The organism is Acinetobacter sp. FDAARGOS_515, assembly GCF_003938865.1.
In the GTDB taxonomy this organism is placed as follows: Bacteria; Pseudomonadota; Gammaproteobacteria; order Pseudomonadales; family Moraxellaceae; genus Acinetobacter; species Acinetobacter ursingii.
This window is the reverse complement of the sequence record NZ_RKIX01000003.1, coordinates 3407506-3423317: the sequence shown is the minus strand read 5'-3', so window position 1 is coordinate 3423317 and position 15812 is coordinate 3407506. Positions and strand designations below refer to the sequence as shown.

The window sequence follows — 15812 nt, the reverse complement described above, 5'->3', positions numbered from 1 at the left end:
TGACAAGCTTTTCACAAACAATATTGAAAGCTTGGACATAACACGATTGAATAGGCTGTTTTATAAAATCTTTGGAAAATAATAACCGAATGACCACTCAAACTAATGGATGGAAAGCCGCTTTTACGGCCTTTCTTGATCGCCGTGCCCTGATTATGTTGTTTCTGGGATTTTCTGCGGGTATTCCCATCCTGCTCATTTTTTCAAGCCTATCTTTATGGCTTGGGGAAGCAGGCATTGATAAAAGCGCAGTGACTTTTTTTAGCTGGGCGGCACTTGGTTATTCCTTTAAATTTGTATGGGCACCATTGATTGATGAATTGCCAGTTCCTGTTTTGACCAAAACTTTAGGCCGCCGTCGTGCGTGGTTGCTGATTGCACAGCTACTCATTATCGTGGCGATTTGTATCATGGCTTTTTCTGATCCATCGCTTGGTCAGAGTTATTTGATTCAGATGGCGGTAGGAGCGGTGTTACTGGGTTTTTCCGCAGCGACACAGGATATCGTGATTGATGCATATCGGATTGAGCTTGCTGAAACGCAAATGCAGACAGTTTTAGCATCGACCTATAACGCAGGTTATCGCATTGGCATGATCGTGGCAGGTGCAGGGGCTTTGTTTTTAGCTGCTTATCTTGGAACATCCAAAGGTAACTATATCTATGAAGCTTGGAAATATACCTATTTAACCATGGCAGCCGTGATGCTGGTGGGTATCATTACCACGCTTGTGGTGCGCGAACCACAGGTCAATCGAGTATATAAAACCTATAAACGTAGTGATTATTATCGTTTGGTGTTTGTATTTTTTGTGGCAGTGGCAACTTTTGTTGTGACTTATATTTATTCGGGCAAAGTTACCGATCTACTCGCAAGTGCTGCCAATGTTACGGATAATGCTGCTTTATTTGGTTTGGAAGCTTTACGCTTTTTAACGGCTGCTGCCTGTGCTTTATTGATTGGTTATTTACTGGTGCATGCTGGTGTGGTGAACAAGCAAATGGCCTTGGAAACATGGGTCGCACCAGTACTGGATTTCTTTAAACGGTATGGGGTCAAACTGGCATTAGTGCTGTTACTTTTAATTGGTTTTTATCGAATTTCGGACATTATTGCGGGTGTCATTTCCAATGTTTTTTATCAGGACTTGAATTTTAGTAAAGAACAAATTGCGGAAGCCGTGAAAGTTTATGGCGTTATTTTTAGTCTGATTGGTGGTTTTCTAGGCGGTTTACTTGCACAGCGCATGAATATTATGAAGCTAATGTTCGTCGGTGCGGTACTCGCCAGTTCGACCAATCTGATTTTTATCGGTTTGGTGAAATCGGGTCAGCCTTTGGCAGATATCCAGATTCAGGTTGGATCGCATCAGTACACGGCACATCCTGATGAAGTCGGTTACTTTAAGCTTTCGATTCCAAATCAAGCGTTATTAGAGAGTCAGCATATCACTGTTCAAAGTCAGTTCGCACAGGGTCAGTCAGATTCAGCGTCTGTCGATTTACCTTATTTAACGGCTAAGGTGGGTCAGCCACAAATTCAGATTTTACCGATCACCAGTGATAATCAATTATCAGCAGAAGAACTTAAACAAAGTGTGGTGGTCAAAGGTCAAGTTTCTGGACTCAATGCCAGTCAGTTAAGTACAGATCAACCGATTGTGTTCAAGCTAGATGGAAAAAGCTTTAAGGCAAAACTTGATTCCACAGGTACTTTTAGTGGGATTATCGATCAGCAAGCCTTAAAAAACTCAGCAACTAAACTGATTTCTGTAGAAGCAATTTCACCTCAAGGTCAGGCTTTGATTCATAGTCAACGTCATTATTCTTTACTTGATTCAAGTCAGTCACGCACTTTGGATATTGATCTCGATCCAATCGCGCCAGTTCAGTTGGATTCAAAAGCAAGTACAGAACTAAAAGGCAAGGTCATTAAGCCATATAGCTCGCAGTGGCTTTATTTTGCGATTATTGTGGATAATATGGCTTCAGGACTTGCAGGTGCAGCATTCATTGCATTTTTATCTAGTTTGACCAGTGTTTCGTTTACTGCTGTTCAATATGCAATTTTTAGCTCGTTGATGACTTTAACCCCTAAATTATTAGGAGGTTATTCGGGGACGATTGTGACCCATATCGGTTATCCAAAATTTTTCCTCATGACCACGTTGATTGGAATTCCGATTTTAATTTTAGTGGTATGGGTAGCCAAGCTGTTGAGAGAGCACCAAACGCTTGAATCAGAAAAGATAAGCCCATAAGGCTCAGGGTTTTTATGTGAGTTAATTTAAATCTAAAGGAATAGATGTCTTTCATCATTGTTTAACCCTCTTTATTTTTCTCCCATAGGCAGAAATAAAAGGAACTGATGGAAGAAGTCTGATGGATTAACTTAAAGTTTAAAGTGTCCAATTAGATTGAAAATGCATATAATTACCCATTGTATATCTTTGATTTAAAAGTTAAGTTTTTAAATAAATACTGAACATTTCATTTGAAAACTGGTTTTATCAAGTTAGCTCGGTAACATGAATATTTACTTACTGGTAAATTTCATTTATCGGGCTTTGTTATAAATGACTTAGGGATGTCATGCGATGTTGAAATTACTGGCGTTTGATCGTTTTACCATTTTATTGATTCTGATGGTGATTCTGGCAAGTATTATTCCTGTATCGGGACATGCCGCCAGTATTTTTGAAATGGTGACCAATGTTGCGATTGCCATTTTATTTTTTTTACATGGCGCGAAACTGTCAAGAGAAGCCATAGTCGAAGGGGTCATGCACTGGCGACTGCATTTACTGGTTTTTGCTTTTACCTTTGTGCTATTTCCAATTCTGGGCTTGATGGCTAAACCGTTTTTACTGCCGATATTGGGACAAGAGCTTTACTGGGGCTTTTTGTTTATGTGTTTTTTACCATCGACGGTTCAGTCTTCGATTGCATTTACTTCAGTCGCTAAAGGCAATGTTGCAGCCGCAGTATGCAGTGCTTCATTTTCAAATTTGATCGGTATGTTCATCACTCCTGTATTGGTCAGTTTTTTTATTTTTGGTCAGTCGAAACATAACTACGATCCAACTACATCGATCATACAGATCACGTTGTTATTATTGGTTCCCTTTATTTTGGGGCAAGTGCTTCGCTCGTGGATCTTTCCATACATGAAAAAAGTGCCGGGCCTTGTAAAGGCGTTTGATCAGGGCACCATTTTGATGGTGGTGTATGGCGCTTTTAGTAGTGCTGTGGTCGCGGGTTTATGGCATCAGGTGAACTTACTTACCTTGTTCTATTTGGTATTGGCGTGTTCAATTTTACTCACCATTATTATGCTTTTAGGATTATTTGTACCTGTTTGGCTGGGTTTTAATCGAGCAGATCAAATTACGATTTTCTTCTGTGGATCGAAAAAAACATTGGCCAGTGGCGTACCGATGGCACAAATTCTTTTTAGCGGACAGCCTTTGGGTATGATTGTTTTACCTATTATGATCTTTCATCAGATTCAGTTAATGGTGTGTGGGGTGATTGCAAATTACTGGTCGAAAAAACATGAGCCAGTCGTATCAAAAGACAAAACGGCACTGGAATAATTCGCTATCTGATATTTTTTAGCGTATAATCATGCCCACTTGTTGTGCTTAGCTCTGACGGATTCGTCTCGGTGGGCCAAGAGAAATGGTCTGTTGTGGTGTTGATCTGCTGCGTTGTCTATTTTTAGTTGACCAGCCTTTCCTTGATTTATAATTCATTTGAATTGAAAGTTGAGAGTGATCAATTGCGATAACAGCTTAAGCCTTTCTTCAATTAGGAGTCATCGACCATGCGCGCCGATATTCACCCAAAATACGAAACATTAGTTGCAACTTGCTCTTGCGGTAACGTGATTGAAACTCGTTCTGCTTTAGGTAAAGAAACTCTTTATCTTGACGTATGTTCAGCTTGCCACCCATTCTATACTGGTAAACAGAAGAATGTAGACACTGGTGGTCGTATCGACAAATTCAAACAACGTTTTGCTGGTATGTCACGTTCTATCAAACGTTAATACGAGAAAATCTAAAACCAAGTATTTATCTGGTTTTAGTTCTCACAAAAAGAACCGCAATTTGCGGTTCTTTTTTTATGTCATTTTTAGCTCATAACCATAGATTTCTTTCATCCGTCTTTTCTATTTCTGCTTAAGAGAGAAAAATAAAAAGGTTTTAAATCATGATGAAAGAAATCTTATCATATTTGATTATTCGTCTGGATAGGCCACTTTTTTCAATGCCTTGATATCTGCTTCAGGTGAGCACAGCGAAATAAACTCATACCCGTAGCCACGCAGCAAATGACCTTTACGTACAGCAATCCATGTGGTGTTTAATCCAAAAATATCTGTTTTAATTTGTTTCAAACGATAATCCCGCTCGCGGTCATAGGCGACATCATTGACAATACCAACGCCCATGCCAAGCTCAACATAGGTTTTGATGACATCTGCATCCAGTGCTGACATGACTAGATCAACATCAATTCCTGCATCTTCAAAAGCTTTGTCGATTTTGGAGCGACCTGTAAATCCACCATGATAGGTAATAATTGGAAAGTTAGCTAAAGCTTCCAGTGAAATTTTTGTTTCATGAGCAAGTGGATGATTTTGGGGAACAATAATACTGTGTTCCCATTGGTAATAAGGCACACTGGCTAGATTTTCCTCGGTAGTCAAAGATTCCGTTGCAATGCCAATATCAGCTTCGCCTTGCAGCAGCATTTCAGAAATTTCTGTCGGACTCGCTTGTTGTAAAACTAAATGTACTTTTGGAAAAAGTTTTTTAAATTGATTTACAATGGGCGGAAGCACATAACGTGCCTGAGTATGCGTGGTGGCAATCGTCAACGTACCTTCATCGACTTTATTAAAATCATCGGCCAGACGTTTAATATTTTCAGCATCGACCAGCATTCTTTCTACTATACCCAATAGTGACTGACCGGGTTCGGTTAAACCCAGTAAACGCTTACCTTTGCGAATGAAAAGCTGAACACCCAGTTCATCCTCTAAATCCTTAATATGCTTACTCACCCCTGATTGCGAGGTGTAAAGCGCTGCCGAAGCTTCGGTCAAATTAAAGTTTTGACGAACCGTTTCTCGTATGATTCTTAATTGTTGAAAATTCATAATCTTTTATCTCTCTTTTGAGGATGCATCGCATCCCCAAATTGAATCTAGGCGACTTGATCGGCAAATAAATGAAGCTGTGACGCACTCACCCAAACACTTTGATTGGGTCTAAATTGATGCTGTCTTGCTTCTTCTGGGCTTAATGCAATTTCAATCAGACGACCTTGACGATCCTGTAATTCAGCAATCACTTTTCCTGCAATCCAAATTTCACGTACAAAAATAGCTTCAATACTATTTTCATGTGGTTGGGCATGAATATGTAACTCATCTGGACGGGCAAAAGCAATGACTTTACCTTGAGGCGCATGAGCAGTTACAGGCAGAATGATTTTATTTTCACCAATATGCACAGTGCCATTGTGATGTTCAGCATCGAAACGATTCGCTTGACCCAAAAAGTCAAATACAAATGGTGTCGAAGGTTTTTCATAAACTTCGCGAGGTGAGCCAATTTGTTCAACATTGCCCTTATTCATGACAATAATTTGATCAGCCACCTCAAGTGCTTCTTCCTGATCATGGGTCACGAAAATGGAGGTGATATGCAGTTCATCATGTAATGTTCTTAACCAGCGGCGTAACTCTTTGCGTACTTTGGCATCGAGTGCACCGAAAGGTTCATCCAAAAGTAAGACACGCGGTTCAACAGCAAGAGCACGGGCAAGGGCAATACGCTGACGCTGACCACCAGAAAGTTGTGCAGGATAACGATCTGCCAGAAAACCAAGCTGAACTAGATCCAGTAGACGAGTGACACGTTTTTTGATTTCAGCTTCATTTGGACGAGTAGTGCGTGGGCGAACCCGTAAACCAAAAGCAATATTGTCAAATACAGTCATATGGCGAAACAGAGCATAATGCTGAAATACAAAGCCGACTTGACGTTCGCGCACGTGTACGTTGGTGGCATCATTGCCTTCCAGTAAAACTTGTCCTGAATCTGCGGATTCTAAACCTGCAATAATGCGTAACAACGTTGTTTTTCCACAACCAGATGGTCCAAGTAATGCAACCAGTTGTCCTTCTGGAAAATCCAGAGAAATATCTTTGAGTGCGTGGAATGCACCAAAGTGTTTTTCAATATTTTTAACTTGAATACTCATTGATCATTCCTCAAGAAACTGCTGAATCATTTCGGTTGTTTTGTTTTTCCTGACGTATTTCCACCCATGTTTTTAAAATCAGGGTAATAATCGCCAAAAATGCCAGTAGAGATGCCACAGCAAATGCGGCACTGTAGGTATATTCGTTGTATAGAATTTCTACATGTAAGGGTAAGGTATTGGTTTCTCCACGAATATGTCCTGAAACCACGGATACTGCACCAAACTCACCCATAGCACGGGCATTACACAAAATCACACCGTAAAGCAGTCCCCATTTAATATTGGGTAAAGTCACTTTTCTGAATGTTTGCCAACCTGAAGCACCCAGTACAATGGCTGCTTCTTCTTCTTCTGTGCCTTGTGCTTCCATGAGTGGAATTAGCTCACGCGCGACAAAAGGGACAGTAATAAACACAGTCGCAAGGACAATCGCAGGTACGGCATACAGAATTTTAATATCATGATCCATTAACCACGGGCCAAACCAACCTTGCATACCGAAGATCAGTACCAACATCAAACCTGCAATGACAGGTGAAACTGAAAATGGTAAATCGATCAGGGTGGTTAAAATGGATTTACCACGGAATTGAAATTTAGCAACAGCCCAAGCCGCTGCAACTCCAAACACGACATTTAAAGGCACAGCAATTGCGGCAGTGAGTAAAGTTAATTTTACAGCCGATAACGTATCCGGATTAATCAGGGCATTAAAATAGACATTGATCCCTTGTCGGAAAGCTTCTACAAAGACCAAAATTAATGGCAGGATCAGACAGCTTAAAAAAAAGATCAAGGCGATAGTTAAAAGGGTATAACGCACCCAAGTCGGTTCACGGGTCGAATCGCGTGATTGCAATTTTATTGCCAGTGCATTGCTGCTGGTCACTAAGCTCATTTTACAGTTCTCCCGGTACGACGACTTGCCCACGCCTGAATCAGATTAATCAGCAATAAGATAACAAATGAAATGACTAACATGACGACTGCAATTGTGGTCGCAGCGGGGTAGTCATATTCTTCAAGTCGAGAAATAATCATTAAGGGAGCAATTTCAGTTTTAAACGGTTGATTACCTGCAATGAAAATCACTGAGCCGTATTCACCTACACCGCGAGCAAAGGCTAAGGCAAAACCAGTAAGCAATGCTGGCAGTAAGATCGGAAAAATAATTCTACTGACAATTTGCCAACGGTTGGCACCCAATGCAGAAGCGGCTTCTTCCAATTCAGTTTCAATGTCAGCAAGCACAGGTTGCACGGTACGTACTACAAACGGAATGCCAATAAAAATCAGGGCGATAGTAATCCCGATGGAGGTATAAGCCACTTGAATACCAAGCGGTGTAAGATACTGACCAATCCAGCCGTTAGGGGCATATAAAGAAGTCAGGGCAATACCTGCCACGGCAGTAGGCAATGCAAATGGTAAATCGACCAGAGCATCGATGAAACGTTTTCCCGGGAAGGTATAACGCACTAGACACCACGCCAGTAAAGAACCAAAAACGACATTGATTAATGCTGCAATAAGAGCAGTACCAAAACTCAGCTGCAAAGACTTAAGGATTCGCTCTGAACTCAATATTTCTAGTAAACCATCCCAGCCAACACCAAAGGATTTAAAAAATACGGCTGAAAGTGGAATAAGAACAATGAGTGATAAATACGCTAGGGTAAAACCTAGTGAAAGACCAAATCCTGGCAGCACTCGGGATCGCTGCGACATGAGAACTCCTAAAAGAGTACGCCTGCCAAATAGCAGGCAAATTTAAAAAAAGATAAAACTAAAGCTAGATGGCAAATTTGAACGATGAATATCGATCACGATATGGCATGATTCGCTGTGGCTGTTTTTCCTGAAGGATATAATCAAAAATTTCTGGAAAAGGCCCAAAACCTGAAGCCACATTGATATGACCGACTTGCCCAAGATTGACAGGTTTAACTTGCCAAGCCTGAGCTAGACGCATGGCATCATCAAAGTGTAGCCACGGGTCGTTTTCACTGATGATGAGTTGGGTTGGTACATCAATCTTTAACTGATGAAAATAATTGGCATAATCATACGCACTGTTGCGTGCAAATCCTGCTTCTCCAAAACGTGCAGGATTGGCAGGTGCAACTAAGGTTAAATGTTTAACTTTTTTTCGCAGATCAGCATGTTCAGCCAAGGCCGCAACGCTGGTCAAACAACCAAAACTATGCGCCACGATTTGAATCGGTTGATCAATAAACTGAACAGTTGCAAGGAGTTGCTCCACCCATTCAGTTAACACTGGGTGATTCCAGTCTTTTTGTTGGACGCGAGAGCAGTTGATCAATTCACGTTGTAACCATGATTGCCAGTGTTGAAATTCACTTCCTCCAACACCCGGTACAATGACTGTATGTAACATGTTGCTGCTCCCGATCACAGGTTGATTATTTGGCGTTATTTTCTTTGACGAGTTGGTCAAATACGCCGCCATTATCAAAATGTTGTTTTTGTACTTTGGTCCAGCCACCAAACTCTTTGTCAATTGTTACCAGTTTCAATGGCTTAAAGGTGCTGCTATAACGTTTGAGTATGTCTGCATTGCGTGGGCGATAGAAATTTTTCGCTGCAATATCCTGTCCTTTTGGTGAATACAAGAAATTCAGATAGGCTTTGGCCAAGTTTTCATTGCCATCTTTTTTCACATTTTTTTCAACAATCGCAACGGGTGGTTCAGCCAAAATCGAAAGAGATGGGGTGATGATGTCAAATTTGCCCGGTTGTTCACGCTGTGCTAAGTACGCTTCGTTTTCCCAAGCCAGTAATACATCGCCAATACCGCGTTCAGCAAAAGTAGTGGTTGCTCCACGTGCGCCTGAATCTAAAACTTTAGTTTGTTTATAAATCTGACGTACAAATTCACGTGCTTTAGCATCGGAACCATATTGATGTTTTGCCCAAGCCCATGCTGCTAAATAGTTCCAGCGTGCGCCACCTGAGGTTTTTGGATTTGGCGTGATAATTTCAACACCCGGTTTGACAATATCGCCCCAATCCTTAATGCCTTTTGGATTGCCTTTGCGGACAAGGAAAACGATAGTCGAGGTATAAGGGGTGGAGTTTTGTGGAAATTTCTTTTGCCAGTCCGTAGGTAATAATTTAGCTTTTTCAGCAATTTCATCAATATCTGCGGCCAAAGCTAAAGTCACGACATCTGCTTGTAGACCATCGATCACCGCACGAGCTTGTTTACCCGAACCGCCATGTGATTGTTTAAAATTGACATCCTGACCAGTACGCTGTTTCCAGTACGCGCCAAATTCTTTGTTAAAATTTTCATAAAGTTCACGTGTTGGATCATATGAAACGTTTAAAAAATCTGTTGCTGCAAAAGACGAAACTGAAACCAATGCAGCCAGAATCCCCACCTTTAATTGTGCTAAACGCATGTTTTTTTCCTCAAATATATCGAAATGTTTTGAACATGCGTGCAGCATACTGCGAGTTGTTATCCATAAAAAATAATAAAAAATGAATTTTATATGAATAAAAAAGAAATAGAAAAAGCTTATGTGTTTTTAAACTAAGCTGAGAAATCAACGGGATGTTTGGCGATGTGGTGTTTTAAGAATGCAGAACAAGTGGAAGCACTGGATTTACAGGATCGGGCATTTCATTATGGAGATGGATGCTTTACTACAGCACGCATTTATCAAGGAAAGTTTGAGCTCAAAGCACGACATCTATTGCGTTTAAAAAATAGCTGTGAATATTTATATCTCAAGGCTGATCTATCACTGATCGAAAAAAGTTTAGCGAAATTGCAAAGTCAATTGGATGTTTTAAATGGCACCCTTAAAATCATCATTAGTCGTGGTGTAGGGCAGCGCGGTTATAGTCTGCCAGCACAACATGCTGATGTGTATGTCTGGTTTTATCCGCAAACGCACACCGAATTTGCTCCTCAATTCATACAAACAGGGGTATTAAATCAGGTTATAGGGATGAGCATGCCGCATTTGGTCGGGATAAAAACATTGAATCGGCTAGAGCAGGTGTTACTGAAACAGGAAGCGGATCAACAACAATGGATAGAAGCCTTGGTAACAGATATACAAGGGATGATTGTTGAAGGCGTGAGCAGTAATTGCTTTATTTATTTAAAAGATACATGGATTACACCCGAACTTCGTTATAATGGCGTGCACGGAGTGATGCGCGCTGAGATTTTATCCCGAATGGAAAAGTTTGATGTGCCTGTTGCTCATGGTTTTATCGATATGGATGAGATTGCAAATATTCAGGCGCTGTTTTTTTGTAATGCACTAAGTCCGATGAAAGCCGTGACCCATTTAGATGGAAAACCTTTAGATGCTCAAATTTGTGTAGATCTTTTTCATACACTTCAACTGAACCAGATTCACTGATATGTCAAAACCTTCAAATAAGCCTAAAGCAAAAAACAAGAAAAAGCCGCCAAACAAAATCGGTTTTTTTGCAAGAAATAGAAAATGGCTGGTGGCATTTTGCATTGTAGCCATTGCGATATTCGGTTTGCTGTGGATGAATCTATTTAAGGCTTATCCTGTAAAAGGCAAAAAAGAATTACTGGTGGTAGCTAACGGTGATACTTATTCACATTTTATTGAGCGTCTGGCAAAAGAAAATCAAGTTTCGATTCCTTTGATTCCCAAGATTTATCAGAAATTTTTTATACATGACACCATGAAAGCAGGGGTGTATGAAGTCCCTCAAGGCATGAGTATTCGCCAAGTTTTAGTGATGCTATCCAATGCTGAAAATGCACAAATGATTCGGGTTCAAGTGATTGAAGGAACGACCTTTAAGCAATTGATTGCAAATCTAAAAAAAGATCCGTATGTGACCAAGACAGTTGTTAATTTACCTGAACAACAAATCGCAAAAGAATTGGATTTGCCTTACTCGCATCCTGAAGGTTTATTTGCACCAAATACTTATTTCTTTTCAAAAGGTGAAAGCGATAAAAAAATTCTGACCGATTTATATCATTATCAAATGAAAGCTTTAGATCAGGCATGGCAAAATCGTGCGGCAGATTTACCTTATCAAAATAAATATGAAGCCTTGATTATGGCGTCCATTATTGAAAAAGAAACCAGTCTGGATCGTGAACTTGAGCAAGTGTCTGGGGTGTTTGTACGCCGTTTAAAACTCGGTATGCGCTTGCAGACTGACCCCACTGTGATTTATGGCATGGGCGATAAATATCAGGGCAAAATTAGCCGACAGGATTTGCGTACCCCGACCGCTTATAATACTTATACGATGTCTGGTTTACCGCCCACCCCGATTGCTATGCCGAGTAAAAAAGCCATTGAAGCGGCGATGCATCCTGACCAATCCAAAAATATTTACTTTGTTGCGACAGGTAATGGTGGACATAAGTTCAGTGAAACTTTGCAACAACATAATCAGGCAGTTCAGGATTATTTGTCCGTGCTAAGATCAAAAACGGATACCCAGAATTAGAACCCAAACATGTGTAACCCAAGCTCGTATCCAAAAACGACGGAGAAATTATGTTCATTAGCTTTGAAGGCACGGAAGGTGTGGGAAAAACCACGCTCATTCGCAAGATTTATGAGTATTTCGAGCGTCAGGGTGAACACCTCGTATTAACTCGTGAACCTGGGGGGACGCCTTTGGCTGAACGAGTGCGTGATTTGTTGCTTGCAGTCAATCATGAAGAAAAAATGGCGCATGATACCGAGCTTTTATTGATCTATGCAGCACGAGCGCAGCATTTACAACAAGTCATTGTTCCCGCATTAAATGAAGGTAAAACAGTACTGAGTGATCGTTTTACTGATGCCAGTTATGCCTATCAATGTGCAGGACGTGGTTTAAGCAAAGAAAAACTGAAGATTTTAAATCAAACTTTTGTCTCGCAAATGCCAGATATTACCTTTTGGTTAGATGCACCTATTGAACTTGGTATGTCACGTGCGCGTGAACGTGGCGCTTTAGACCGTTTTGAACAGGAAAAAGTCGAATTTTTTCAGCGTGTGCGTGAAGGCTATCAGCAGTTACATCAGTTATATCCAGAACGGGTAAAACGTCTCGATGCAACTCAATCGCCTGAATTGGTTTTTGAGCAAGCATTAAGTCATCTACAATAAATTATTTCAATATAAAAAACGCACGAAAAGCATAAAGCGTTCGTGCGTTTTTTATTGAGATTCTGAACTTAAACTACATTCACTAAAGGTTGTTCCACTTCAAAACTTGGCGGAGTTAGTACCGTTTTGCGTAGCTCTGTTCCGAGTTCAGGATAATCTAGAGTGTAGTGCAAACCGCGAGATTCTTTACGTTGCATAGCGCATCGTACAATCATTTCTGAAACAAGCACTAAATTTCGCAGTTCAATCAGATTTTTACTGACCCGATAATCCTGATAATATTCAGTGATTTCCCGCTTTAACATTTCGATGCGATGTAAAGCTCGTTCCAGTCGTTTAGTGGTTCGTACGATCCCCACATAGTTCCACATGGTCGAACGTAATTCATCCCAGTTTTGCAAAATGACCACGTCTTCATCTGCATCTGTAACCTGTGATTCATCCCAAGTAGGAACATCAGGCCATTTAAAATTGGAATCAAATTTGTTTTGAATATCCTGTGCAGCACTCATGCCATAGACAAAACATTCAAGTAATGAGTTACTGGCCATACGGTTAGCGCCGTGCAAACCTGTATAAGAGGTTTCACCGATGGCATATAAGCCTTCGATGTCTGTCTGGCTATGTTCATCTACCACTACACCACCGCAGGTATAATGTGCTGCTGGAACCACTGGAATCATATCTTTGGTGATATCAATGCCCAGTTCAAGCAAGCGGGTATAAAGTGTTGGAAAATGCTCCTGAATGAACTCAGCAGGTTTATGGGTAATGTCGAGCCAGACATGGCGAATCCCCAAGCGTTTAATTTCATGGTCAATCGTTCGGGCTACAATATCTCGCGGTGCGAGTTCAGCGCGCTCATCAAAACGTAGCATAAAACGTTCACCATCTGGTAAGCGTAAATATGCACCTTCACCCCGCATGGCTTCTGTAATTAAAAAAGATCGCGCCTGTGGATGATATAAACAGGTCGGATGGAATTGATTAAATTCCATATTCGCCACACGACAACCAGCACGATAAGCCATGGCAATCCCATCACCTGTGGCAATATCAGGGTTTGAGGTATAAAGATAGGCTTTCATTGCGCCACCACAGGCGAGAGCGGTAAATGGAGCTAAAAAGGTATGCACTTTTTCGGTTTTTTCGTCGAGCACATACAGTCCAATGGCACGATTACTTTGATCTTTTCGCCCTAATTTATGTAATGTAATGACATCAATCGCGATGTAATTTTCAAAAATAGTCAGATTTTTTTGTTCTTTGGCGCGTTGTACCAATGTGGTAGAAATTGCTTTGCCTGTTGCATCTGCTGCGTGAATAATTCGGCGCTGTGAATGTCCGCCTTCACGTGTGAGATGAAGCTGATCTTCTTCATCAAGTGTAAATTCAACACCATGATTTAGAAGAAAATCAACCGATGATCGACCACCTTCAACCGTTTGTTTAACTGCATCGAGTTCACATAAATGTGCACCTGCAATCATCGTGTCATCAATATGCTGTTGAATGGAATCAGTTTCATCCAGTACCGCTGCAACACCGCCTTGTGCATAAAAAGTACTGGCTTCAGTCAGGGAGGATTTCGCTAAAACCGCAATGTTGTAATGACTTGGTAATGACAAAGCAAGGCTTAACCCAGCGCCGCCACTCCCCACAATGATCACATCAAAATGATGAGTTGTGTTTGAATCAGACATGTCCATCAGCTAATTTACAAAAAGTTTGCTAATAACACGCTTTTTTTTAAGAAAAGGCAAGACTCTATATGCTTAAATCTAAGTCGAATTTTCAATAAACTTTCAGTTTTTAAAAATTTGAATGATCAAAATAGAGAAAATTTAAAGGAATAATCGCAATTTTTTTATTCTGGAAATAATAAACATATTATTACGGAAATATAGAAAAAGTTGTGCTAAAACAATTGGGTCTAACCTAAAACTAGTGTGTGAGTTCGTGTTACATGAATAGTCGCTCTTTACAAAATGGAATGTATGCTATGGTTTTTACCATGGCGGCTGTACAAGCGGATGCTGCAACCCCTGTTGATTTTTCAAGTCTGGTCGAGCAAGCCAGCCCAGCAGTGGTCAGTGTCAATGTTGTAAAAAAAATGACTCAGGAAGAGTTGTTACAGCAACAAGTGCCCGAGATTTTACGTCGTTTTTTTGGTAATCAAGTCGTCATTCCACAACAACAGGCTCCACAAGAAAAAGTAGGATACGGGAGTGCCTTTTTTATTAGTAAGGATGGATATCTACTTACCAATCATCACGTCGTTGAAGACGCTTCACGAATTACCGTGACCTTGCAGGATCGACGTGAAATTGATGCAAAAGTGATTGGAAGTGATGAGCGTACTGATGTGGCATTACTCAAAGTCGATGGAACTAATTATCCTTCCTTGAAAATAGGCAATGTTGATCAATTAAAAGTGGGTGAGCCTGTGCTTGCCATTGGTTCACCATTTGGTTTCGATTATTCTGCTTCAGCAGGTATTGTCAGTGCCAAATCACGAAATATGCAGGGTGAAACCTCAGTTCCATTCATTCAAACTGACGTAGCTTTAAATCCAGGTAACTCAGGCGGCCCATTATTTAACCAGCGTGGTGAAGTTGTCGGTGTGAATTCTCGTATTTTTAGTGGTACGGGAGGGTATATGGGCTTGTCATTCTCGATTCCAATTGATGTGGCAATGGATGTAGTTCAACAACTTAAAACTACGGGCAAAGTGACTCGTTCTTATTTAGGTGTGATGCTACAGGATATTGATCGTAATCTAGCCGATGCCTATAACTTACCGCGACCAGAAGGTTCACTCATCAATCAGGTTGCTCCAGATTCACCAGCTGCCAAAGCGGGATTAAAAGCGGGTGATATCATTATGAAATATAATGGTTCCCCAATTTCACGCACCTCAGATTTATTAAATTATTTGAATCGCACTATGCCAAAACAGACGATTCAGTTAGAAATACTGCGTGATGGCAAACCTCGTAATATTTCTGCGACTTTAACCACTGCGCCAGATGATACGCCAGCAACCTCAGAGCGTGCGACGCAACAAAATGGACCAGTATTAGGGATGGCAATTCGAAACCTGACAGCAGCTGAACAATCACGTCTGGATGTTCGTGGCGGTATTTTGGTTGAAGATGTGACACGTGGCGGCTTGGCTGCGCAGTCCAATATTATTTCAGGTGATGTGATTACTCAAATTAATAATACCAGTATTTTAAATACAGGTGATTTTAGTAAAGCTGTTGCTGCGTTACCTAAAAATACAGTGGTACGAGTCTCTATTATTCGTCAGGGACAACGTGCGATGTTGGGCTTGAGAATTAAATAATCATTAGGCTGCTTTGATAAGTGTTTTTTATTTCTCTATGTGGAAGA

At 40.8% G+C, this 15812-nt stretch carries 14 protein-coding genes; 7 read left to right on the top strand and 7 right to left on the bottom strand.

The window, feature by feature from the left end; translation table 11 throughout:
• Window positions 1-71 precede the first annotated feature (71 nt).
• The 3 genes from EGS47_RS17950 to rpmE all read left to right on the top strand — a co-directional run bounded on the left by EGS47_RS17950 (window position 72) and on the right by rpmE (window position 4051).
• Complete coding sequence (locus EGS47_RS17950) at window positions 72-2261, top strand: AmpG family muropeptide MFS transporter (protein ID WP_416376710.1); 2190 nt, start codon at window positions 72-74, stop codon at window positions 2259-2261.
• A 336-nt stretch (window positions 2262-2597) separates the two neighbouring features.
• Window positions 2598-3596 carry a bile acid:sodium symporter family protein gene (locus EGS47_RS17945; protein ID WP_004989886.1) on the top strand — a complete coding sequence of 333 codons (999 nt, stop codon included), beginning with the start codon at window positions 2598-2600 and terminating at the stop codon, window positions 3594-3596.
• A gap of 230 nt (window positions 3597-3826) precedes the next feature.
• On the top strand, window positions 3827-4051 hold the full coding sequence (gene rpmE / locus EGS47_RS17940) for a 50S ribosomal protein L31 (RefSeq protein WP_004989885.1): 225 nt from the start codon (window positions 3827-3829) through the stop codon (window positions 4049-4051).
• Between the two features lie 192 nt (window positions 4052-4243).
• Here rpmE and EGS47_RS17935 read toward each other — a convergent pair whose 3' ends face one another.
• The 6 genes from EGS47_RS17935 to EGS47_RS17910 form a co-directional block, all read right to left on the bottom strand.
• Window positions 4244-5167: a CysB family HTH-type transcriptional regulator gene (locus tag EGS47_RS17935; RefSeq protein WP_004989883.1), complete on the bottom strand. Its 924-nt coding sequence runs from the start codon at window positions 5165-5167 to the stop codon at window positions 4244-4246.
• Between the two features lie 47 nt (window positions 5168-5214).
• Window positions 5215-6276 (bottom strand): sulfate/molybdate ABC transporter ATP-binding protein, encoded by a 1062-nt coding sequence (locus EGS47_RS17930; RefSeq protein ID WP_004989881.1) that lies wholly within the window; start codon window positions 6274-6276, stop codon window positions 5215-5217.
• Between the two features lie 10 nt (window positions 6277-6286).
• Window positions 6287-7177: a sulfate ABC transporter permease subunit CysW gene (cysW, locus tag EGS47_RS17925; protein ID WP_004989878.1), complete on the bottom strand. Its 891-nt coding sequence runs from the start codon at window positions 7175-7177 to the stop codon at window positions 6287-6289.
• Entirely contained in the window at window positions 7174-8007 is an 834-nt protein-coding gene (gene cysT, locus EGS47_RS17920; protein ID WP_004989876.1) for a sulfate ABC transporter permease subunit CysT, read from the bottom strand. Before cysT ends, cysW begins: the two co-directional genes overlap by 4 nt.
• 64 nt (window positions 8008-8071) lie before the next feature.
• Window positions 8072-8677: an alpha/beta hydrolase gene (locus tag EGS47_RS17915; RefSeq protein WP_004989873.1), complete on the bottom strand. Its 606-nt coding sequence runs from the start codon at window positions 8675-8677 to the stop codon at window positions 8072-8074.
• 25 nt (window positions 8678-8702) lie between these two features.
• Window positions 8703-9704 (bottom strand): sulfate ABC transporter substrate-binding protein, encoded by a 1002-nt coding sequence (locus EGS47_RS17910; RefSeq protein ID WP_119686408.1) that lies wholly within the window; start codon window positions 9702-9704, stop codon window positions 8703-8705.
• A 165-nt stretch (window positions 9705-9869) separates the two neighbouring features.
• On the opposite strand from EGS47_RS17910, the gene pabC reads away from it, so the two are divergent.
• Genes pabC through tmk form a run of 3 tightly spaced genes read left to right on the top strand, consistent with a single transcriptional unit; the run spans window position 9870 to window position 12416 of the window.
• Entirely contained in the window at window positions 9870-10682 is an 813-nt protein-coding gene (gene pabC / locus EGS47_RS17905; protein WP_119686407.1) for an aminodeoxychorismate lyase, read from the top strand.
• Window position 10683: 1 nt separating this feature from the next.
• Window positions 10684-11766 (top strand): endolytic transglycosylase MltG, encoded by a 1083-nt coding sequence (gene mltG / locus EGS47_RS17900; protein WP_119686406.1) that lies wholly within the window; start codon window positions 10684-10686, stop codon window positions 11764-11766.
• Between the two features lie 50 nt (window positions 11767-11816).
• Complete coding sequence (gene tmk / locus EGS47_RS17895) at window positions 11817-12416, top strand: dTMP kinase (RefSeq protein WP_119686405.1); 600 nt, start codon at window positions 11817-11819, stop codon at window positions 12414-12416.
• A gap of 68 nt (window positions 12417-12484) precedes the next feature.
• Here the strand turns inward: tmk and nadB are convergent, their stop codons facing one another.
• A complete protein-coding gene (nadB, locus tag EGS47_RS17890; RefSeq protein WP_005003677.1) occupies window positions 12485-14119 on the bottom strand; it encodes an L-aspartate oxidase in 1635 nt (544 codons plus the stop codon).
• 263 nt (window positions 14120-14382) lie between these two features.
• Here nadB and EGS47_RS17885 point away from each other — a divergent pair, with 263 nt between their 5' ends.
• Window positions 14383-15765, top strand: a complete 1383-nt coding sequence (locus EGS47_RS17885) for a DegQ family serine endoprotease (RefSeq protein WP_004989852.1) — start codon at window positions 14383-14385, stop codon at window positions 15763-15765.
• The last annotated feature ends 47 nt before the right edge of the window (window positions 15766-15812 follow it).